Origin of the sequence: Bacillus cereus group sp. BfR-BA-01347, from assembly GCF_022663835.1 — a bacterium.
Classification (GTDB): domain Bacteria; phylum Bacillota; class Bacilli; order Bacillales; family Bacillaceae_G; genus Bacillus_A; species Bacillus_A thuringiensis_K.
On sequence record NZ_JAKUGG010000030.1, the window covers coordinates 1 to 23,788 of the forward strand.

Consider the following 23,788-nt stretch of genomic DNA (forward strand, 5'->3'; position numbering starts at 1 on the left):
CATAAAAGAATTAAGGCAAAATTAAAGGGTATGAGCCCAGTACAATACCGGGCTCATACCCTAGAGGCTGCCTAATGAAACGACCTGTCTAACTTTCGGGGGTCACTTCAGATTAGAGGGCTTTTATTTTGTCGTTATGTGTCGGTAAGTCGATATATTTAAAAAATCGCTGATATAATTCGAGTTGCGCCGATATATTTAAAAAATCGCCTATATAATTTCATTTACCGTTATGCAACATAAAAAAGAGCTATTCTCAAATGATGGGAATAGCTCTTTTTCTTATGCAACTTTCTCTTCTGAAGCAATGCCGCGAATTTCATCAGCAGAGCGGATCGGATATTTACGGAAAACAATAGATCCGATGTATCCGACAATAGTGGTAACGATTCCGCATAGTACGGCAGCAATCGTTACTTTTATAACGTCATTAAATCCGAATAGGACAAGAAGACCTGGAATTGGTGATGCTGTTCCAGGTGCATTATTAACAAGCTGGAATAGCGATGTAATAATACCAGCAAGTGCACCGCCAACGAAATTTGTCATATAGATTGGAATTGGATTTGCTGAGACAACATCGGCTTGTGTTAAAGGCTCGATTGCTACAGCAATTGTATCTTTCTTTGAACAAATTTTTAATCGTTTAAAGAAAATAAAGTTCATCGGGGCTGAGGCTGCAACGGCCAGACTAGCAATTGCCATTGGTAAACCTGTTAATCCAAGCATTGCAGTTAGTGCCATAGAACTCAGTGGAGAGGTAGAAATAACTGTTATTAATCCACCAAGCATAATACCCATAATGATAGGACTTTCTGTAGTTGCAACTGAAATCATAGAACCGATTTTACCGAGTGTTGCGTTAACGAGCGGATCCATAAGCATTGCCATTCCGCGTGAGATTGGTGCAGCGATAAATAGGATTGCTAAAAATTCCACACCAGCTGGTAATTTCTTTTCGAGAAATTTCACGACGAAGGCACAAACGTATCCAGCGAAAAATCCTGGTAAAATACCGAATCCACTAGTAGCGATACCAATTAAAACAGCGTATACGGGGGAAACACCGATTGCTAATGCGACTAAAATCGCTGCTGCGACACCGCTCATACTACCGGAAGCTTCTCCTACTGATTGTAAAAAGTCATTATGAAACATTTCTCCACCTATATAACGGTGAAATGCTTCAATAAGAAAACTTGCAATTGCTGCATTAGCTAAAGCGCCCATTGCCTTCATTCCGTAAGGCGCGCGGTAACTGAAAAGTGTAAATAGACAAAGTACAACGAGTAATAGTGCTAAACCTTGCAAGATAGCCATTTGAAAACTGTCTCCTTTGATTTTTGTAATAAAAATTCGTATCATTCAATAATAATATAAAAGTGTATGAAACGGAAAAATTTTTTCTTGAGAACTTGCTGTAAGAAAAAATCCCTTACAATAATGTAAGGAAAGTGTAAGACTTTTAGATAGAGTATAGTATGCTCTTTTCCGTATAATACAAGTATAGATATAATACTAGCGAGAAAGAAGTGCAAACAGGAGGTTCATGTATGAAATTGGTAATTAAAGTTTTAGCTGTATTCGCCATTATTCTAGGTGGAACAGCGTATTATTTAAACACAAAAACAGAAGGTGTACATGCTTTTGTAGACAACTTCTTTTCAAATAAAGAAATACAAGATTATTATGCGGTTGTAGATAAAGGTGAGAAAAAAGACGGTGAATATTTGTATACATTTAAAGGGTATACAGAGGACGGAAAGCAACAAATTATTAAAAGAATGGTAAATCGTGAATTGCATGCAGGTGCTTTTATAAAAATTTATGCAAAAGGTATGCAAGGAAAAGGATGGGCTGAAATAACGAAAGAGTCAATACCGCAAAAAGCGTTGGAAAAAATAGAAAAACCATAAAAGGAGCGACTCATTCGCTCCTTCTTTAGTGCGTTAAAATAGTGATAGATGTCTTTTCTTTGTTAGAAATAATTTTTGCACTTCCACCAATTGGGAAAGTGAAAATCGGAGTTGTATGCCCGAAACTTGCGTTTGCAATGATAGGAATATGTGCAAGTTCAGGTTTTGAAGCAATCATTTCTTGAATGTCTTCTATCGTACATTCTGCACCTTTTTGCATCTTTCCTATAACGATTCCCTTTATGTATTCAAAATCTTGCTGCTGCATAAGGGAATGTAAATAACGATCAAAAGTTTTAAGAGTAGATGTTCCAGTTAAACTATCTTCTTCAATAAATAAAATTTTGTCCTTTAAATTTGGTATATATGGTGTACCTTGCAGTAAGTTAAATGTGCTCATATTGCCACCGATAATATCTCCCGTAGCTTCTCCTTCATGAATTGAAACGTATCCTTCATTTTTAATAAATTCTCGATTTTCCTGATCTATATACCAAGAATCATCGCTCCACGTTTCAGCCGGAACGATTTCAATAGACTCATTAGCGGTTAAGCATTGTAAAAAGTAATCGGCTGTATACTCGAGTCCTTTCTCCATTCCAAATGAAGAGAAATGGGGTCCTGAATATGTAACAAGTCCTGTTTTTGCGTAAATTGCATTATTTAAGGCAGTAATATCAGAATAACCACAGAAAAATTTCGGGTTTTCACGAATTAAATCGTAATCGAGATGTTTTAATAAACCATTTGAGTTGTATCCGCCAAGTGTAGTCAAAATAGCTTTTACATTAGGATCTCCAAATGCTTCATGGAGGTCTTGAATGCGGGAAGAAGTAGAAGAGGAAGCAAATCGATCTATCTCATCGGCATATTTTGAGAATGTAACTTGAAAGCCCATGTCAGTTAATCTTTTTATAGCAAGTTTTCTATTTTCATTTGAAACAATACTTAAACTACACGATGGGGAAATCACTCGTATTTCATCGCCTTTTATTAATTTTGTTGGTATCACTAAATTCACCTCTATAATTAAAAGAATATTTAGATTTAAAAAACATTTTATCATATGAAATAAAGTATAAGTGAATTATTTTTTGAAATGGAGTTTTCCTGATTTTTCAGCAGACAGACAGAGTCTTTTTTTGATATGATAGGAAAAGTGATTTATTATAAGTAGTATTTAATATCTATAACATTTGAAAGGTGTGCAAGACGTGGAGAAACAACTTGCAGGCTTGCCGGTACACGTTCATTTCGTAACAGAAATCCGTGAAGGGGCGAGGAAGGAAACCGTTGCTTTTGAAGCAAATGGTCAATACTATGTAAAAGGTCAAGGTACATATGTAACATTCCAGGAGCCGAACGAACAAGGCGAAGTGAAAACAATTATTAAAATTCAAGATGAACAAGTTCTCATTATGCGTTCAGGTGCTGTTTCTATGCGTCAGACGCATGTGAAAGGTGAATGGACAACTGGTACGTATACGAGTGAACTTGGTACGTTTGCATTGCAAACAAAGACTGATAACGTTCTTTTTAAATGGTCGGATGAAAAGAAAAAAGGACAACTCTTCTTAACTTACGCATTGCTTCTAAGTGAACAAGAAGCTGGCAGATATACTATTACAATTAATTTGAAGGAGGCAAAATAATGAATTCCTTAGAACAGGTAAAAGGATTGATTAAAGAAGAAATTCAGGCTGCTGTATTAAAGGCAGAATTAGCGACAGAAGAACAGATTCCAAACGTTGTATTAGAATCTCCAAAAGATAAAACAAATGGTGACTTCTCTACAAATATGGCAATGCAACTTGCACGCGTTGCAAAAAAAGCACCTCGAATGATTGCAGAAGAACTAGTTGCAAACTTTGATAAAGCAAAAGCTTCTATTGAAAAAATCGAAATCGCTGGTCCTGGTTTTATTAACTTCTATATGGATAATAGCTATTTAACAGATTTAATTCCAACAATCGTAAACGCTGGTGAAGCTTACGGTGAAACGAATACTGGTAAAGGTGAAAAAGTACAAGTTGAGTTCGTATCTGCGAATCCAACAGGTGACCTTCACTTAGGACATGCACGTGGTGCGGCAGTAGGTGACACTTTATGTAACCTATTAGCAAAAGCAGGCTATGATGTATCTCGTGAGTACTACATTAATGATGCTGGTAACCAAATTCATAACTTAGCTCTTTCTGTTGAAGCTCGTTACATGCAAGCTTTAGGCTTAGATAAAGAAATGCCAGAAGACGGTTACCATGGTGCGGATATCATTGGAATCGGTAAACGTTTAGCTGAAGAATTCGGCGATCGTTATGCGAAAGCTGATGAAAAAGAAAGCTATGAATTCTACCGTGAGTACGGTTTAAAATATGAATTAGCAAAACTTCAAAAAGACTTAGAAAGCTTCCGTGTTAAATTTGATGTATGGTTCTCAGAAACATCACTATACAAAAACGGAAAAATTGATCAAGCTCTTGCCGTATTAAAAGAGCGCGAAGAGATCTTTGAAGAAGATGGAGCAACTTGGTTCCGTTCAATGACTTACGGTGACGATAAAAACCGTGTATTAATTAAAAACGATGGTTCTTACACATACTTAACGCCAGATATCGCTTATCACCGTGATAAATTAGAGCGTGGTTTTGATAAGTTAATCAACATTTGGGGTGCTGACCACCACGGTTACATTCCTCGTATGAAGGCTGCTATTCAAGCACTTGGTTACGATAAAGACACGCTTGAAGTAGAAATCATCCAAATGGTACAACTGTATCAAAACGGTGAAAAAATGAAGATGAGTAAGCGTACGGGTAAAGCAGTTACACTTCGTGAGCTTATGGAAGAAGTAGGCGTGGACGCAATGCGTTACTTCTTCGCAATGCGTAGCGGTGACTCTCATTTAGACTTTGATATGGACTTAGCGGTATCAAAATCTAATGAAAACCCAGTATACTATGCACAATATGCTCATGCTCGCGTATGCAGTATCCTTCGTCAAGGCGAAGAATTAGGATTAGCTGCAGATGGAGATGTGAACTATAAACTTGTTACTTCTGAGAAAGAAGTAGAGTTACTGAAAAAACTTGGTGAATTCCCAGCTGTAGTTGCGGATGCAGCACAAAAACGTCTGCCACACCGTATTACAAACTATGCATTTGAATTAGCAGCAACATTACACAGCTTCTACAATGCGGAAAAAGTATTAAACCAAGATAACTTAGAATTAAGTAAAGCTCGTTACGAGTTAATGAAAGCAGTACGCACTACACTTCAAAATGCATTAGCAATCGTAGGAGTATCTGCACCAGAAAAAATGTAATGAAGAAAAGCGGAAGCGGGCTTTCGTTTTTAAATAAAAGGCAATCACACGATGTTGTGATTGCCTTTTTATGTGGAGATAATAAAAAAAATAAAATTTTATCAAACAAAAGGGGAATTTGCGTCGTCTTATGTAAATGTTAGGAGGCTTATGATGGAAGAAAAGATAGAAGAATTAATTGATATATATAAGAAGCAAATATATTCCTTATGCTATAAATTAGCGAAAACGAAAGAAGATGCGGAAGATATTTTTCAAGAGACGTGGATAAAGGTTTTTTCATCAAGGCACCAACTTTCTTATGTGGATAATTATAAAAAGTGGATTACTACAATTTGCGTTCGTACATTTTATGACTTTTACCGCAAGAAGAAAAGATGGAAAAATCGCGTATTAGATTTATTTCATAAAGAAGGTGGTGGAGAAGTAGAGTTTGTAGATGATGTGAATATATCAGAGGAAATCATTCAAAAGGTAGAAGCCGAAATGATACGGGAAGTTATACAGTTATTAAATGAAAAATATAAAACGGTACTCGTACTCTATTACTATGAACAATATTCTTACAAGGAAATGAGTGAAATATTAAATATACCAATTGGTACGGTAAAGTATCGGCTTAATTATGGGAAAAAGAAAATGCGAGAACATTTGGAGGGGTTCGTTCATGAGGGAAGATAAACTTGAACAGAAAATAAAGAGCAGTTTAGCAGGAGAGATAATTCCAAGCGAAGAGCTAATCAATAACACGAAGCAGGGTGTGCGAAAGGCTCAGAAGTTAGAGAAGAGGTGGCTAATTAGTATTCATGCCATTTGGATTGTTTTGTTAACAATTGTTATAGAACAATTTATCACTCATTTGGATCATAAAATTCCTATGCTGATAGCAAGTGTGATTATGATGCACGTATACATTCCGATATATGTTGTAATACAGTCATTTTTAAAGAAGGAGTATAAATTACATGATAGAGTTCGCTAATCCATTTGTAGTATTTGAGATAGCTGGAATTACAATGTTTTTGGCTTTTATAGCACTTTTAATATGTGTTGCATCATGGGTATATACAGATGCTAAAGCACATCAAATGAGCAAAGGATGGAGTATTTTAGCAGTTATATTGCCATTCTTTATTGGATTTTTATTATATATGGTAAGAAGAAGTAAAAAGAAGGTTGAAGGAGAATGTAAGGTGAATTTTGTTAAAAAACAGAAAGTAACATTAGTTGCGATATTGGCAAGTACAATGTTTGTATTACTTAGTGGTTTTACTTTTGCACAAACGTTAGATGATGCGTGGAGAGCAGGAGATATATATTTAGAAAATGAGAAGCAAGGGAAAACAAGTTACGAGGCAAAATTCTCATCATGGGATATTGCCGGTAAGGATATTAAATTTCAATATGAAAAGAATACAGAAGTGACATTTTCTTATGAGACAGATGCAAAACGAGGGAACTTATGTTTTAGTGTGTATGAAAGACAAGGAGAAGGTATAAAAGAGTTAAAGGAAATTTGTGAATCGAAAAAAGGTACTTTTACAGTTACTTTAAAAGCAAATGAAGAATATGTATTGAATATAAGCGGATTAAAAGTAAAAGATGGATTTGTAAAAGTGAATTGGGAAGAGAAATAAAAGGGGTCCTATAAAGGACCTCTTTTCTATTGAATAGTATAAGTAACAGAAAAACTAACAGGACTATAGTAAACGTAAGGTGCATGAAATTGAACATACATATTTCCATCTGTTTTTGCAGTGAAAATTCGGCCGTAACCATCAGAATAACGTCCAATAAGGTTATGATTTGAGTCATAAACACTGTAACTAGGAGTTTTGCTGTTAGGATGAATTGTTAGTTCTTGTCCTTTTTGAAGGAAAATAGGTTCTTGTTCAGAACTACCTCCAGTTTGCAAAGAATAAAATTTTGTAAAGCTTTGTTCTTGAGCGGCAGCAGCGACTTTTGTTTCAGGGATAAACGCAGTAGCTCCAGTAATTCCTGCTAAAGTTAATGCACCTGCTAAAATCATTTTTTTCATAATAGAAAAAGCCTCCTTATTAGTTGTAATCGTTTTTGTTACAATTAATATTGTATACGATAATGGGTAGGATAAAATATGCTTTTATGCATATATATTTTTTCTCAATAAAAGACCACTGATAAAATCAGTGGTCTTTTAAATGATTAAGCAGCTTTCTGTTCAGTTTGAGGAACAGGTTTTTGAAGTGAGTTATAAACTCCTGTTCCGATAACGTCTAATGCCATTCTCATTCGTTCAGGCGAAATGTTTTCTAATACGTTATCTTGAGGTGTATGGTATACCTTCTCAATATGATAGATTAATGGATTCCAACTATCGACACCCATCCAAATGAATAGAGCAGCAGGAATACCAGCTTCAGCAAATGGAACATGATCACTAGAACCGAATTTACCTTGTAGGACGAGTTCATTATTTAGTTGTTTACCTGCTTGCAAGGCAGCGTCTGTTACAAAGTTTGTAGAGCCATCAGGTGTCATAGCGTATAAATTCTTTGCTTTATCATAATTTGTTGCAACCATGTCGGCGTTAAAGACACCTAAAATACGGTCGCGTTCTTTTGGGGATAGACTATTCACGTAATAATCCGAACCAAGTAATCCAGTTTCTTCAGAACCAAAGGTAATAAAGCGAATTTCTTTATCAGTTTCTACATTTTGAAAAGCACGAGCTAGTTCTAATACTAATCCAGTTCCAGAAGCATTATCATTTGCGCCAGGTGCTCCGACAACACTATCATAGTGCGAGCTTACAACGACTGCTTTTTCATTACCTGTACTCTTTTTTGGTTTCTTTTTGGCGATAACATTTAGAGATGTTAATTTAGATTCATGTCTCGCTTTTAGGGAAAGAATTGTTGTCCCTTTTTTAGCGATTTCTTCTTTAAATGCATTTCCTTGTGCATAAGCAAGACCAAAGACAGGGATAGATTGCTTTTTCGTTAGGCGGGGATTGAAGGTTTGTCCATAATTTCCGCGTCCGCCAATTAAACTGTATAAAAGAACACCTTTTGCACCTTTGCTAATAGCATTTTCAACTTGTTTATTATAGTCTGTAACTGTCGTTCCTCTTTCAAATAAAACAATTTTACCGTTTACTTCATTTGGAATATCTTCTAATTTTGTCCCACCTTGAACAAAGATAAGGGGAGCTGTAACAGCTTCTGTAGAAATTAGTGCATTAGGAGAAGCACCAGCTTGCCAAGTACGTTTTGTTGATAGTGGTGATTCAATGAATCCAACGTATTGATCGGGCACCTGAAATGGTTGATATTCTACGTCATAGCCCATTGATTTAAGCTGCATACCAATGTAACGAGAAGCCCATTCTTCAGATTTTGTCCCACCGGGGCGAGGACCAATTGTTTCAGACAAGAAACGAACATGTTCAATCGCGCGGTTTGGATCAATCTGTTTTGTAATAGATGGAGTTTGTGTAACCTCTGACGTGGAATCCGCTTTCGCTTGCCCGATTGGAGCTAAGCTAACAGCGAGTGATACAGCAAGCAAAGAGCTTACTATTTTTTGTTTCAATGATTTTCTCATTTTTTCCTCTCCTATTCTTCTATTCTCTCTGACTGACAAAAGAAGACGGATAATGACTTTATTTTACCTTCGCGCCTTTTGTTTTTCAATATTCTGACATTGAGAAATAAAAACGATATATGCATATTTGCATATTTTTGAGGGAGATATGTATGCTATCATTTTAAACGAAGGTTCGCTTTCTACTCTGAAAGCTCCTACATTGCATGAATCTAGTGTACCCAAACTTTAGATTATGTAGAGGAATGGAATCACTGTAGGGTTTCATTTCTCATGTTTGAATCAGTTGATGGTAATTATGTTTCCGCATTTCATAATTATTATCAGTGATATATGTAAGGCATCCATATGAAAATAAGAGGCTGTTCAAAGGTTTTCCGTACTTTTGGGCAGCCTCACCCCGTTAAAAGGACGATACTTTATGTATCGTCCTTTTTGTATAAAAAAACATCCAATCAATTGAGAGATTGATTGGATGTGAAAAAATTATTAATAATTTTTTTTGCGTTTTGTAGCTAAAATACTTAATAATCCAGCTAGTAGAAGAACGATACCTACTGTTTGTGTAGGGTCTTCTTTATGACCTGTATTTGGAAGGTGTTTATCCGTATTTTGATCATCTTGCTGTTTGTTATCTGTTTTATTCGATGTTTCTTCAGAAGTTCCGTTTTCGTGTTTCTCAGATTTCTCATTGCCTTTGTTTTCTTCTTTATTTGGAGGAGTAACTGGCTTGTCATCTCCACCTGAAGAAGATTCAATTTTTTTATTTGAAACTGTAATTTGTAGTGGTGAAGCTTGGGCTTTTTCAATAGTAAAGCTTATTGGTGATGCATCTAATTGATAGCCTTCAGGAGCTTTTGTTTCCACTAGTTGATAATTACCAGGTTTCAAATCATTTACGATTAATTTACCATGCCCATCTGTTTTTAAACCTACTCGTACTACTTTTCCATCTTGGTCTAAAATATTGAAAATGGCACCTTCAAGTGTTCCGTGGTGATCAATATCAACTTTAGTTAACTCAATTGAACCTGTTGTTAAACTATTTAAAGCTGTAACAGAGGTAATCTGAGATTGTCCTTTCGTAATTGTGAAAGGAATTGGTTTAACGTTTAAATCATAGCCAGTGGGAGCTTTCGTTTCAATGAACTGATAATCTCCCGGACGTAAATCAGAAACAGAAATCTTCCCATCTTTATCAGTAGTTAAATCTGAACGAACATCCTTGCCGTCCATATCTACAATTTTAAAGATAGCCCCTTCAAGAGTAGTACCGTCGATGTCATCAACTTTAGTTAATTCAACTGTGCCCTTAGTTAAGCTATTCGTAGCAGTAACAGAGGCGATTTTTTCTTGGCCTTTTTTAACTGTGAACTTAATAGGTGTTTCGTTTAAGTCATAGTGTTCAGGAGCTTTTGTTTCGATAAACTCATAGTGTCCTGGTGGTAATTCATCAATGACTAAACGGCCGTTTTTATCAGTAGTTAAATCGGTACGGACGTCATGCCCATCCTTGTTAACAATTTTAAATACTGCACCTTCAAGTGTTGTGTTTTCTTCAACATCATCAACTTTAATTAACTCCACACTACCTTTCGTTAAGCTATTAATAGCTGTAACGAAGACATGCTTTGTTTGACTTCTTTCGATTGTGAATTTAATTGGTTCTTCATTTAAGTCGTAATGTTTAGGAGCTTTCGTTTCAATAAATTGATAGTCTCCTGGCTGTAAGTCTTTCGCGATGATTTTTCCGTCTTTATTGGTAACTAAATTCGTACGAATGTCGTTACCATTCATATCAGTAATTTTAAATACCGCACCTTCTAGCATTTCTTTCTTATCTATAGAGTCAACTTTAGTTAATTCCACGCCACCTTTTGTTAGGCCATTCTTAGCAGTAACAGAAACGGGAGATAGTTGACTTCTCTCGATAGTGAAGCTGATAGGTGTTTTATTTAAATCGTAATCTTTCGGAGCTTTCGTTTCAATGAATTGATAGTCTCCAGGGCGTAAGTTTGTAGCAGTAATCTTACCATCTTTATCAGTAGTTAAATCCGTGCGAACAATTTTACCATTCGCATCAATGATGTTAAACACTGCATCAGAAAGTTTTGTATCTGGATTTATATCATCCACTTTTATTAATTCTACAGAACCCTCAGTTAAGCTATTTGTAGCAGTAACTTGGAGCTTTTCTTTTTGGCTTTTCTTAATTGTAAACTTAATAGGTTTACTATCTAATTTATAGTGTTCAGGAGCTTTCGTTTCAATAAACTGATAGTCCCCAGGGCGTAAATCAGAAACAGAAATTTTTCCATCTACATCTGTTGTAAGCTCAGTGCGAATGTCGTTACCATTCATATCAGTAATTTTAAATATCGCATCTTTAAGAGCGGTACCATCTACATCATCCACTTTAGAAAGTTCCACAGCGCCTTTCGTTAAGCTATTTGTAGCTGTAACGGAGATAGGATCAGCTTGGCTCTTTGTGATTGTGAATGGAATTGGCTCTTTGTTTAAATCATAGTGTTTCGGAGCCGTTGTCTCGATGAATTGATAATCACCAGGACGTAGGTCAGAAACGCTAATTTTACCTTGTTGATTCGTAACAAGCTCTTTGTGAATTACGGTGCCATTCATATCCACAATTTTAAATACTGCGCCTTCAAGAGTAGTGCCATCGACGTCATCCATTTTAGAAAGTTCCACGCCGCCTTTTGTTAAACTATTTTTCATAGTAACGGTAGCAATATCTTTTTGGCTTTTTTCAATTGTAAATATAATTGGTTTTTTGTCTAAATCATAGTGTTCAGGAGCCGTTATTTCAACGAATTGATACGTACCAGGACGTAAGTTTTCGATAACGATTTTACCTTCACTGTTTGTTTTTAAATCTGTTTTAAGTACTTTGCCATCTTGATCTAGTAAATTAAATACCGCATCGGCAAGTTTTGTTTGATTGTTTAAATCATCAACTTTAAGTAATTCGATACTACCTTGTTTTAAGCTATTTGTAGCAGTTAAAGAAATAGCTTTCTTCTGTCCTTTTTCAATAGTGAATTTGATTGGTGTTTCATCTAAAACGTAATGCTTCGGAGCTTTCGTTTCGATGAATTGATAATCACCAGGACGTAGGTCGTTAATTTCGATTATTCCTTGTTCATTTGTAACAAGGTCTTTATGAACTACATCACCATTCATATTAACAATTTTAAATACTGCATCTTTAAGAACAGTGCCATCAACATCATCTGTTTTAGAAAGTTTAACTGCACCCTTTGTTAAAGCATTTGTAGCAGTGACATGAAGAGTTTCAGTTTGGCTCTTTTTAATTGTAAATACGATAGGTTTTTTATCTAAATCGTAATGTTCAGGAGCAATTGTTTCAACGAATTGATACGTACCAGGACGTAGATTTTCAACAACAATTTTACCTTCATCATTTGTTTTTAAGCCTTCTTCAACCAACTCTCCGTCTGCATCTAATAAATTAAATACGGCATTAGCAAGTTTTGTATTTATATCAATATCGTCAATCTTTGTTAGTTCAACGCTACCGTTTTTTAAAGCATTTTTGCTTGTAACATTGATCTCTTTCGTTTGACTTCTTTCAATTGTAAATGGAATCGTTGTTTCATCTAATACATAGTGCTCAGGAGCTTTTGTTTCAATGAACTGATAGTCTCCAGGGCGTAAATGAGAAACAGAAATTTTACCGTTTTTATCTGTAACAAGATTCGTATGAACTTCCTTACCATTCATATCCACAATCTTAAAGATTGCACCTTCGAGCATCGTACGATCGATGTCATCGATTTTTGTTAATGTTACTGCACCTTTCTTTAAACTGTTAGTAGCAGTAACAGTAATATTCTCTTTTTGACTTTTTTCGATAGTGAACGGAATAGGGTCTTTGCTTAAGGTATAGTCTTTTGGAGCTTTCACTTCAACAAATTGATAGTCTCCAGGACGTAAATCAGAAGCAGTAATTTTACCGTTTGTATCAGTCGTTAAACCTTTGCGAATTACCTTTTTAGTATCATGAGCGTCAACGATTATAAATTCTGCACCTTCAAGAGTAGTGCCATCAACATCATCAACTTTTGTTAAAGTGACGCCACCTGTAAGTAAACTGTTTTTTATAGTAACAGGGATAGGAAGATCTTCCTTACTACCTTTTTTAATTGTGAACTTAATAGGTGTTTTGTCTAATTTATAATGTTCAGGGGCTTTTGTTTCGATAAATTGATAATCCCCTGGTGCTAAATCAGGAATAACTAATACTCCGTGACCATCTGTTGTTAAATCTTTCATAATTTCTTTGCCAGTTGTGTCTTGCAATGTGAATACAGCGTCGGCAAGAGCTTTACTACTTTCCACATCATCTTCTTTAATAAGTTTAACTTTTCCTTTCGTTAAACTATTTTTGAAAGTAATAGGGATGAGTTTTTGTTGGCTCTTTTCAATTGTAAATTCAATAGGTTCTTCATTTACATCGTAATAAGTAGGAGCCTTTGTTTCGATAAGTTTATAGTTACCCGGACGTAAGTCTTGTACTACTAATTTACCGTCTTTATTGGTAGTAAGTTCCGTACGAACATCCTCGCCTTTGTCATTAATTATTTTAAATACCGCACCTTCAAGGGTTTCCTTAGCATTTACATCATCAACTTTTGTTAATTCAATACCGCCTTTTATTAAGCTGTTAGTAGCAGTAACGTTAATAGCAGTTGCTTGACTTACCTTAATTGTAAATTCAATAGGTGTTTTATTTAAGGCATAATGCTCCGGAGCTTTTACTTCGATAAATTTATAGTTACCTGGACGTAAACCAGTAGCAATAATTTTACCTTCCTGATTCGTAACTAATTCTGTACGGACATCCTCATTTTTGTTATTAACAATTTTGAATACGGCACCTGTAAGTGGAGTGCCATCAACATCATCGATTTTTATTAGCTCAACATCGCCTGGTAGTAGACTATTTTCAGCTGTGATAACAATCGGTGTTTTTTGACCTTTTTCAATTGTAAATTCAATTGGTGTTGATCGCAGTTCATAATGTTCAGGAGCTTTCGTTTCAATAAATTTATATTTGCCTGGACGTAAGTCAGAAGCTTTAATAGTTCCGTTTTTATCGGTAGTTAAGTCCGTACGCACGTCTTCGTTTTTTTCATTAACGATTTTGAATATAGCTCCAGCAAGAGGAGTCTTTTTATCAAATTCGTCGATTTTTAATAACTCAACGGCACCTGTTGTTAAACTGTTTTTTGCAGTAATTGGAATGATACTTGTTTGACTTTTTTCAATTGTAAATGGAACTGGTTCTTTATTTAACTCATAGTATTTAGGTGGTGTTGTTTCAATAAATTGATACTCACCAGGCTCTAAATCTTCAACGGTTAAAGTTCCATCTTTTTCTGTTTTTAAGTTTGTACGCACGTCTTCGTTCTTGTTGTTAACAATTTTGAATACCGCACCTTCAAGAGTATTGCCATCTACATCATCAACTTTTGTTAAAGTAACACCACCTTTAATTATAGTGTTTTTTGCTTTAATAGAAGCAGCTGTAGTTTGGCTTTTTTCTATTTCGAATAGGATAGGTGTTTTGTCTAATTCATAGTGCTCAGGAGCTTTTGTTTCGACAAATTGATATTTACCAGGACGTAAATCTTTTGCTTCGATTTGTCCATGTTCATTTGTTGTTAATTTCTCATATCCAGGAATATTTTTTCCGTTGCGATCTTGAACAGTAAACTCTGCCCCTGCTAAAGTTTTATTATAATTATCCACTTTTGTTAAAAGAGCAGATCCTTTAGTTAAACTATTTGTCGCAGCTAGATTTACTACTGTTGTTTGATCTATAGAGATAGTAAACGGAATAAGTTTGCTATCTAATTGATAATGCTCAGGAGCCTTCGTTTCTTGTAAGTAGTAAGTTCCTGGTTTTAGTTTATCTATAATAATTTGTCCGTTATTATTTGTTGTTAATTCTTTGTGTTCTGGAATTACTTTTTTATCTTTATCCAGTAGTGTGAAAATAGCGCCTTGTAGTGTTGCGTTTTTGTTCAGGTCATCAGATTTTGTTAAAACTACTTTCCCGACAAATTTCTTATTTGCAAGTTTATATGTTGTAGTCTCTTGTGTACCAAGTTCAACAATTTTCCCTTGTTTTAAATCCCAGCTAATTACATAGCCTTCAGGAGCCTTTGTTTCTTTTAATAAATATTTATCACGTTTTAAATTATTAAATTTAGCGATACCGTCTTTGTCTGTTGTAATTTTACGGATAACAGTTTTACCTGTACGATCGTATAAAGTAAATTCTGCCCCAGCTAATAGTACGTTCTTATTGTCGTTATCTACCTTTATAATTTCAAGGTTTCCACGACCTTTGGTAGCAGATCCTCCACCTGAACCAGAAGACATTCTCACTTCAATTGTTTCAGTAGTTTCTGTGTTTTTAACTGTCAACTTATTGCCTGTGATTTTCGCTTTATTACTTACTTTTTCTTTATCGTCTGCATTAATAAGTGAGCGATATTCTAAAATATAAGCTCGATCAATTTTTTTCAAGAAGGCAATTTCGAAATGTTGCTTTCCGGTATTATTGTCTGTTGTTATTTTGAGTTTATAGTCTGTTCCTTCTTTTAATTCGTTTACTTTATCTTTTGTTAAATTTCCATATGGATCAACAGTTGTAGGATATAAGTGGAATGAATCTTCCACAATTACCTGATTTTCGGTTGGGTCATCTGTTACAACCGCATCCGCAATGGTTGATTGGCTTTCGTTAATTGCGATACTCCAATTAATATAGTTGTCATCTTGCACAGCTTGTTTAGTAACAAAGCTGCCACCTTTATTTACTTGAGTGTCACCTGTAAGGGTGTTTACAATTTTAGAGCCATCTTTTAAATCTGCCTCATTTTTGTAGGTACCTTGGATAAGTTCACCATCAAGGCTTGTTTTAAAGATAATATAGTAGGGTGAATTAATTGATTGTTTGAAATGAACCTTTAGGGTGTTTTTATTTTTCTCTGTAGGTTCTTCAAGTTCATATTTCTCAGTTGGTACAGCATTACCAGGTTGTGCATTATCAGGATTTCCATTTAAAATCATGTCGCGCACTTCAATGGATCCAGGAACTAACTTTTGTTTATCTTGTATTACGTCTATAACGTAAGGATCTTTAATCTCAACGTTATTATAGTTAAAGCCTATTATCCAAGTAATTTCCTTCGTTTGGGCGTTATAAGAACCGTATTTATAACCATTTGCCTTTGTGAAAGTATCAGGATCGAAATTAGCTTCAACTTTATTTGATTGTGGATTAGAATCCGTATCTATCCAAGATAGGTTACCTGTATTTTTAAATGAAGTTTTACCACTTTCTAGCTTTGTATAATCAAAGTCTGTCGTATATTTTACGACTAATGTCTTTGTCATATTAGACTGATATGTACCTATAAGAGTAATTGTAAAGCCTTTATCTGTTGCATCTAAAACATAGTCAGTCCCAGCTTGAAGGATATAATTTCCGTCTTTAATTTCTAGTTTTTTATCTTTTAATTGTAATCCACCGTGATCAAAGGTGTCCGTAATGATCGCTTTGTTTAATGGATAGTTGTTATTATTTACTATAATTGTCCAAGTTGTTGTTTTGTCTTTATAATTTGTTTCAGCTTTATTATTAGATTTAATAATATTTTGCTGCTTGAAGCTAGCTTCATTTTCTTTACTTGAATCATTATCAGCTGTAACTTTATTTTTTACTTTTCCATCTTCTATAACTTTATTAGTTGGCTTGGTTTTATAGGTAATCACATAAGCACTATTAATATCATTGTTAAACTGTAAATCGAATCCATTCTTCTTGTTGCTTACAGTGTAATTATTAACAGCGTCACCTGTTACAAGCGTTCCTTTTTCATTATATGAAGCGTTTTTTACAACAATAGAATTTGCATCTAGTTCGTGTGTATCGTCAAAAATATCTTTTAAAATCGCATCTGCTTTTTTGATCTCTCTTTGATCACCATTGTAAGTAATTGTCCACTCAATTGTTTGCGTCTTTGGATCATATTTACTTGTTTTATTTAAGTGTGTACCACGAGAAACCGTTACAGTAGAGCTTGCGTTTTGTTGCTTTTGATTATCACTCGTTATCGTAACGTTATTTCGGAAACTTTTAATATTTTCATCAGTAATTTTTGTGGCATATTCGATTTGATATGCTTTATTGATAGAATCTTTAAAAGCAATCTCCAATTTTGAGCCATCTGATGAAATAATATTGTAATCTGTTGGCTCAGCTTCTGCACCACGCGTTACATTCCCATTAACATCAACTTCTAAATAATAAACTTTAATAGAATCTTTATTTAAGTTTGTACCTTGTGGAATGCTATCTTTAAAAATAGCGTTTTTAAGGGTGTCTTGCGTTTTGTTCATCTCTACTTTCCAATTAATTTCATTTGTATTAATTGGTCTATCAGGTAATCCTTTTTTATTCGTAGCTGTTTGTACATTAGGCTTAAAGTCAACTGTAATAGAAACATCCTTATCTTTAATCGGGAAAGGAATTTCTTGTGTTGTTGTACCTTTAATTTCAGCTCTATTAAATTCTGTCTTTAATTGTAGGTTACCAGCAACATCTGGATGCTCTTCAACATAATCGTTGAATGTCATCGTGACTTTTCCATCTTTTGTAACAGTAAAATTACCAATTTGATGGTTTTCACTATCATATAAAGGACTGTTAATTGTATTGTAAATCTTAAAATGTTTAGGAAGATCAAAAATATAGTAATCTCCATTTTTCACATTCATTGATTTTAAAAGTTCCCATGTAAACTCAATATTGGCAGGGGAATCTGTACTTGGACGGTTATCCTCTGTAAATGGTTTTCCGTCTTTATCCGTCAACTTTACACCGGTTAAAATGTTTGTTGTTATTTGCTTTGGACCTGAATTTGTATTCTCAGCAGGGTCGCTTGCTAGCTTTTGTTCTGGATTGTCAGTAGCAATTTTAGCTGCTAGGTTTTGTTCCGGATTATCAGTGGCAGTTTTAGCTGCTGGGTTTTGTTCCGGATTATCAGTGGCAGTTTTAGCTGCTGGGTTTTGTTCCGGATTATCGGTAACAGTTTTAGTTGCTGGGTTTTGTTCCGGATTATCGGTAACAGTTTTAGTTGCTGGGTTTTGTTCCGGATTATCAGTAACAGTTTTAGTTGTTGGATCTTGCTCCGGATTGTCAGTAACAGGTTTAGCTACTGGATCTTGCACTGGTTTATTAGTATCCTGTTTGGTGCCATCTTCTTTAGAGTCTTTTACCTGAACAGGAACTGATATAGGCTGAACCATTGTTCCTAAAGGAAAAGCGATTTGAACTGATTTTTCCCCAGTTTTTAAAGTTGAGTTAAACACGGTATCAACTTTAATTTTTCCTTTAGCGTCTTTCAAATTTTCTACTTGATCATTAAATATTAATTTTAATTTATTATCTTTAGCTGTTATAAAATATTGACCAATATTTTTTTGATCTGTTACTAAATCCCCTTGCAAATCTTTAGATACTTTTAATGCAAGTGGTATTTGAACTACTGCTGTATCATTTGCGTGTGCAACTTGTCGATCCTTTATTGACCAAGCGTATTCTACTTGAATGGTTGATCCTATCTTTATTAAATTGTTAGGATTTTTTGCTTCGTCAATAATATGATTTGTTGCATCTTTCATTTCAACAGTGTCAAATAAGGAATCTCCTGTTAACGTTTCTGCTCTTACTTGATTGTATGGAAAACTAGCAAGTTGCGAAAATAGTACGAATACAATTAAACATACATTAAAAAGTTTTTTCATTTTTCCTCCTCTGAACATTCATTTGTCCATTGGGGACTTATTCCACATGAACAAATGGAATATTAAAAGTATTTGTTATAAGCTATTTATTTTTGTTATCCCTCCGTTTCTATACGCGTTCTCAGACAAACAGGATTATGTTCAAAGTAAAATTGTTTAACGTAAAACAAAATGTATATTTACACAGTTCTATGGAAATATACACAATTCGACAAAAAATGTCGAAAAAAATACTGATATAAAGAATGATATCAGACCTTCATATGTGAGATAGTTTTCATGTATATCTAGTAAAAAAGAATGGTTATAAAGGTAAGTTTTACGATACATACTAACCAAGGTAGTGTATCCCTTTGTGAAGGCTTATTTTTGCCTTAAAGTTATGTGGAAATAAAAAGCTAGATAGGGTTGGTTTTGGTCAGAATGAAGACAATATGTACTTTGAAAATAGTCATTTATTTTGTCTAAAGAGAGTTGTGCGATTAGTGGACCGAAGTTGAAAGATGATAGTTTCTTACATTGTTAGAGAGATATAAGGATTACAGAATATTCGACTAACACGTTACTACGGTCATTTTTGAGCCTGTTTAAACAATAAGAAAGAAGGTGTTTTACTCCTTAGTTACAATATCTTTTTAGTAAAGATAAGCTTAAGTAACCTCCGCTAAAGATTATATACTTAAATGATAAAGAGTTCAACAATAGTTCACATATTTTCCCAAAAATAAAAAACGGCTGTTTTATGTGGAATAAATCTACAAAACAGCCGTTTTTGGTATTAGATTTCTGTTAAGATTATTGGTTCACCGCGTGTTACGACAACGGTATGTTCACATTGTGCAACAAGACTTTTATCAGGTGTAACGAATGTCCAACCGTCGTCACCACGCTCAATAATATGATCAGCTTTCATAGAGATGAACGGTTCTACAGCGATAACAAGACCGTCTTTTAGAAGCGCATTATCCATTGGATCATAGTAGCTTAAAATGTGATTTGGTGCTTCATGTAAGCTAAGACCAATGCCGTGACCAGTTAAGTTTTGAATAACATTGTACCCACTTTTATGTGCGAAGTTTGAAACAGCACGACCAATTTGATTTTGTTTTGAGCCAGCTTTAACCTTTTTCATTGCTGTCCAAAATGCATCAACCGCTGCTTGGCAAAGTTTTTCTTTTTCCTCGTCTTCTCCAAGTACAAATGAAATACCTGTATCTGCATAATAGCCATCAAGTGCAGCAGATACATCGACGTTTACTAAGTCGCCTTCTTTTAATACACGATCTCCTGGAATACCATGAGCAACTTCTTCATTTACACTAATGCAAGTTACACCTGGAAAATCATATTCTTTTTCAGGTGCAGAAATAGCACCATGCTCATCTAATACTTTTTTACCGATCAAATCAAGCTCTTTCGTTGTCATACCTGGCTTCGCTTGTTTTTTCATTTCTTCACGTGCAAGCGCAACGATGCGGCCGATTTTTCGTAAGCCTTCTAAATCTTGTTCATTACGAATAATCATGAAAACCACTGTCCTTCCTCGAATATATATCTTATCCGATTGTATCATGTTTATTTTCGTCCTGCTACTCGCTTGCGGTATGCGGGTTGATTCCTCTCATAAAGAATACATGACAATTGTCATATCGATGTCATGACGCATCATACTGTTTCCTAAGTTTTCCAAGTAATACAATGTAAATATAAGAAACAGCGGGGGTGGAGAGATGGAAAAGATTATTGAAGTAAATGGTGTTTCTAAAACATTTAAACATAAAAGCGCAGTAAATAATGTTTCATTTCATGTAAATAAAGGGGAAATAGTAGCGTTACTTGGTCCGAATGGTGCGGGAAAAACAACGACGATGTCGATGATGCTTGGATTAAAGGATCCAACAGAAGGTAAGGTCTTTATATTTGGAAAGAGTCCAAAGCATAGGGATGTTCGTAATAGCTTCGGTGCGATGCTGCAAGAAGTAAGTGTCATTGATAGTATTACGGTGGAAGAGGCAATTGAGTTATTCCGTAGTTATTATACGAATCCTATAGCGAAAGAAACGTTACTGCAGTTATCAAATTTAGAATCAGAGCGAAAGCAAAGATGTGAGAAATTATCAGGTGGGCAAAAAAGAAGATTAAACTTTGCGCTTGCACTTGCGGGAAATCCGGATTTGTTATTTTTAGATGAGCCGACAGTCGGAATGGATATTACGTCTCGAAGAACGTTTTGGGAAACGATTCGAAAGTTAGCAAGTGAAGGGAAAACGATTATTTTAACGACGCATTATTTAGAAGAAGCAGATGCTTTAGCAAATCGTATCTTATTATTTGCGAACGGAAAGATTATCGCAGATGGTACACCAGACGAAATGAAAGCAACGATTTCGAGAAAAACAATCACATTTTATTCGAAGGAAAGCATTCCTACAAAATTACTAAAGGAATTACCAAATGTAACAGAAGTAAAGTCAAACGAAGGACGCTTCATTTTAACAACGGAGGATACGGATGCAACTTTAAAAGCCATTTATCAAAGGAGTTTACCTGTAACAGATGTTTCAGTTGAACGTGGAAGCCTTGATGAGGCATTTGAACAGTTTGTCGCAAATCAGAAGGAGGAAATCGCATGAGAGCGTTATGGATGCAGTGCAAAATAGAAATTTTACGTACATTCCGCAATAAATTATTTATCTTTTTCTCATTATTAATGCCTGTTATGTTTTACTACATTTTTACAAATGTTGTTCAAGTACCACAAAACGGAGATGCGTGGAAAGCACATTATTTAATTTCGATGGCAACTTTCAGTATTGTAGGGACTGCACTCTTTAGTTTCGGTGTGAGACTTTCTCAGGAAAGAGGGCAAGGATGGACACATCTTCTAAAAATTACACCGCTTCCAGAGGGAGCATATTTAACAGCAAAAATTATCGCTCAAACAGTAGTAAATGCTTTTTCAATATTAGTTATCTTTATTGCAGGGATACTAATTAATCATGTTGAGTTAACGGTAGGGCAATGGATTGGTGCCGGGTTATGGTTATTGTTAGGGGTAACACCATTTTTAGCGTTAGGAACAGTAATAGGTTCCATTAAGAAGGCGGACGCAGCTGCTGGCTTAGCAAATATTTTAAATATGAGTTTAGCTATAGTTGGCGGGTTGTGGATGCCGATTGAAGTATTCCCAAAAATATTAAGAACGATTGGTGAATGGACACCGACATACCATTTCGGAAGTGGTGCGTGGGATATTGTAGCTGGAAAATCAATTGGATGGGAAAATATCGCGGTATTAGGAGGTTATTTCCTTATATTTGTTGTAGTATCAATATATATAAGAAAAAGACAGGAAGCGGTATAAATGATAGAGAAGAAGAGGGTTGAGATTTTTCCGAAACATATGGGATTCTTTCCATACATGTGGTTTGTTTATCTATTATTTCCAATTTATCACTTAGCACAAGCATCAGGATGGAAGCTTGTGCTAGGAAGCGGTATGTTGATACTTTTTATTATTACATACCGTCAGCTATATTTTGTTCAGAGGACGTTTGTTTTTTGGGCATGCATTCAAATGATACTCATCTTTTTATTTGCTTTATTTTATAATCCTTTTATGATATTTTTTGGCTTTTTCACAGCAAGTGCGATGGGATTTGCGCCAAATAAGAAAGTATTTCGAGTGCTTTTATGTTCGTTAGTTATAATGCTTGGAGCATTTTTAGTTGTAAATATGAATCAATTAACAACTACAAGTTTAGTAAATATCGTTCCGATGTTTATTTTAATGCTTCTTACGCCATTTGGTATGCGTAATTTTAATCAGAAAAAGATGTTAAGAAATCAATTAGATGAGGCGAACGAGCAAATTAAAGACTTAGTAAAACGTGAAGAACGGCAGCGGATTGCAAGAGATCTTCATGACACATTAGGACATACGCTATCTCTTATTACTTTAAAAAGCCAGCTCGTTGAGAAGTTAATTTTGAAAAATCCAGAGCGTGCAAGTGCGGAAGCGAAGGAAATTACACAAACGTCTCGTACAGCCTTAAAACAGCTGAGGGAATTAATTTCTGATATGCGTATGATTACGGTAGAAGAAGAGCTAGAGCAAATAAAAGCGATCTTACAAGCAGCTAATATTGAATTAGAAGTGAGGCAAGAAGCAAGATCGAGCTCGTTATCACCAATTGAACAAAATATTGTCGGGATGTGTTTACGTGAGGCCGTTACAAATGTTGTAAAACATAGTAAGGCAACGCGGTGCGCAGTTTCTGTATTAGAATCGCAAGGTGAGCTGATTTTACAAGTAGAAGATAACGGAATCGGTTTAACAGATCAAAATCATGATGGAAATGGTATTCGCGGCATGAAAGAACGAATTGCTCTTATTGATGGATTTGTTGAACTAGGTACAATCAATCCAGGGACGTTGTTAACAGTAAAAGTTCCAGTTGTTATTAGAACAGGAAAAGATGAGGTGAGGGCATGATCCGAATTATTATTGCAGAAGATCAGCGGATGCTTCGTGGTGCGTTAGGGGCCCTGCTTGACCTAGAAGATGATATCGAAGTAATTGGGCAAGCTGCGAACGGGGAAGCGGCGTTACAATTAATTGAATCGTTAAAGCCAGATGTAAGTATTATGGATATTGAAATGCCGATTCAAAGTGGATTGGATGTCGCTGAGGCTTTAAAGAAAGAAAAATCATCATGCAAAGTAATGATTTTAACAACATTTGCAAGACCTGGTTATTTTGAACGAGCAATGAAAGCTGGTGTGCACGGATATTTGTTAAAAGATAGCCCAAGTGAAGATTTAGCAGCAGCAATTCGTAATGTAATGAAGGGGAAACGAGAGGTCTCCCAAGATTTAATGTTCGGCCTATGGCAGGAGCAAAATCCGTTGTCAGATCGCGAAAAGGAAGTATTGTTGCTTGCGAAAGAAGGAAAGACGGCAAACGAAATTGCGAAGGCGCTTTATCTTTCGCCGGGTACAGTACGTAATTATATTTCTGAAGTATTAGCGAAGCTTGATGCGAAAAATAGAATTGAAGCAATTACAATTGCGGAAGAAAAGGGATGGATATGAAAAGAAGTTT

At 35.1% G+C, this 23,788-nt stretch carries 16 protein-coding genes; 10 read left to right on the forward strand and 6 right to left on the reverse strand.

Annotated features, from left to right (window positions below):
- Positions 1–282: 282 nt before the first annotated feature.
- The gene (locus tag MR143_RS28530; RefSeq protein WP_000996307.1) at positions 283–1,320 is read right to left on the reverse strand and encodes a PTS sugar transporter subunit IIC; all 1,038 of its coding nucleotides are present in this window, start codon (positions 1,318–1,320) and stop codon (positions 283–285) included.
- A 233-nt stretch (positions 1,321–1,553) separates the two neighbouring features.
- On the opposite strand from MR143_RS28530, the gene MR143_RS28535 reads away from it, so the two are divergent.
- Positions 1,554–1,916, forward strand: a complete 363-nt coding sequence (locus tag MR143_RS28535; RefSeq protein ID WP_000779931.1) for a YxeA family protein — start codon at positions 1,554–1,556, stop codon at positions 1,914–1,916.
- A gap of 25 nt (positions 1,917–1,941) precedes the next feature.
- Here MR143_RS28535 and MR143_RS28540 read toward each other — a convergent pair whose 3' ends face one another.
- Positions 1,942–2,928 (reverse strand): S66 family peptidase, encoded by a 987-nt coding sequence (locus MR143_RS28540; protein ID WP_000613222.1) that lies wholly within the window; start codon positions 2,926–2,928, stop codon positions 1,942–1,944.
- A 202-nt stretch (positions 2,929–3,130) separates the two neighbouring features.
- On the opposite strand from MR143_RS28540, the gene MR143_RS28545 reads away from it, so the two are divergent.
- The 5 genes from MR143_RS28545 to MR143_RS28565 all read left to right on the forward strand — a co-directional run bounded on the left by MR143_RS28545 (position 3,131) and on the right by MR143_RS28565 (position 6,875).
- On the forward strand, positions 3,131–3,568 hold the full coding sequence (locus MR143_RS28545) for a YwiB family protein (protein WP_000414867.1): 438 nt from the start codon (positions 3,131–3,133) through the stop codon (positions 3,566–3,568).
- On the forward strand, positions 3,568–5,238 hold the full coding sequence (argS, locus tag MR143_RS28550) for an arginine--tRNA ligase (RefSeq protein ID WP_001086444.1): 1,671 nt from the start codon (positions 3,568–3,570) through the stop codon (positions 5,236–5,238). The genes MR143_RS28545 and argS overlap by 1 nt, the downstream gene beginning before the upstream one ends.
- Before the next feature lie 153 nt (positions 5,239–5,391).
- The gene (locus MR143_RS28555; protein ID WP_002164261.1) at positions 5,392–5,919 is read left to right on the forward strand and encodes an RNA polymerase sigma factor; all 528 of its coding nucleotides are present in this window, start codon (positions 5,392–5,394) and stop codon (positions 5,917–5,919) included.
- A complete protein-coding gene (locus MR143_RS28560; RefSeq protein WP_001206381.1) occupies positions 5,906–6,220 on the forward strand; it encodes a hypothetical protein in 315 nt (104 codons plus the stop codon). The genes MR143_RS28555 and MR143_RS28560 overlap by 14 nt, the downstream gene beginning before the upstream one ends.
- On the forward strand, positions 6,204–6,875 hold the full coding sequence (locus MR143_RS28565) for an anti-sigma factor (RefSeq protein WP_199717912.1): 672 nt from the start codon (positions 6,204–6,206) through the stop codon (positions 6,873–6,875). The genes MR143_RS28560 and MR143_RS28565 overlap by 17 nt, the downstream gene beginning before the upstream one ends.
- 26 nt (positions 6,876–6,901) lie before the next feature.
- On the opposite strand, the gene MR143_RS28570 is transcribed toward MR143_RS28565, so the two are convergent.
- From MR143_RS28570 to map, 4 genes are all read right to left on the reverse strand, one after another.
- Positions 6,902–7,276 carry a hypothetical protein gene (locus MR143_RS28570; RefSeq protein WP_000738221.1) on the reverse strand — a complete coding sequence of 125 codons (375 nt, stop codon included), beginning with the start codon at positions 7,274–7,276 and terminating at the stop codon, positions 6,902–6,904.
- 146 nt (positions 7,277–7,422) lie between these two features.
- Positions 7,423–8,823, reverse strand: a complete 1,401-nt coding sequence (locus MR143_RS28575) for a M28 family metallopeptidase (protein ID WP_001232221.1) — start codon at positions 8,821–8,823, stop codon at positions 7,423–7,425.
- Positions 8,824–9,312: 489 nt separating this feature from the next.
- Positions 9,313–18,684, reverse strand: a complete 9,372-nt coding sequence (locus MR143_RS28580; protein ID WP_199717917.1) for a SpaA isopeptide-forming pilin-related protein — start codon at positions 18,682–18,684, stop codon at positions 9,313–9,315.
- A gap of 778 nt (positions 18,685–19,462) precedes the next feature.
- The gene (gene map, locus MR143_RS28585) at positions 19,463–20,257 is read right to left on the reverse strand and encodes a type I methionyl aminopeptidase (protein WP_139032807.1); all 795 of its coding nucleotides are present in this window, start codon (positions 20,255–20,257) and stop codon (positions 19,463–19,465) included.
- Between the two features lie 157 nt (positions 20,258–20,414).
- On the opposite strand from map, the gene MR143_RS28590 reads away from it, so the two are divergent.
- Genes MR143_RS28590 through MR143_RS28605 form a run of 4 tightly spaced genes read left to right on the forward strand, consistent with a single transcriptional unit; the run spans position 20,415 to position 23,778 of the window.
- Positions 20,415–21,317: an ABC transporter ATP-binding protein gene (locus tag MR143_RS28590; RefSeq protein ID WP_000411133.1), complete on the forward strand. Its 903-nt coding sequence runs from the start codon at positions 20,415–20,417 to the stop codon at positions 21,315–21,317.
- Positions 21,314–22,048 (forward strand): ABC transporter permease, encoded by a 735-nt coding sequence (locus MR143_RS28595; RefSeq protein WP_001202431.1) that lies wholly within the window; start codon positions 21,314–21,316, stop codon positions 22,046–22,048. The genes MR143_RS28590 and MR143_RS28595 overlap by 4 nt, the downstream gene beginning before the upstream one ends.
- A complete protein-coding gene (locus MR143_RS28600) occupies positions 22,049–23,179 on the forward strand; it encodes a sensor histidine kinase (RefSeq protein WP_000570638.1) in 1,131 nt (376 codons plus the stop codon).
- Positions 23,176–23,778, forward strand: coding sequence for a response regulator transcription factor (locus MR143_RS28605; protein WP_000619235.1), 603 nt, complete (start codon positions 23,176–23,178; stop codon positions 23,776–23,778). The genes MR143_RS28600 and MR143_RS28605 overlap by 4 nt, the downstream gene beginning before the upstream one ends.
- Positions 23,779–23,788: the final 10 nt, after the last annotated feature.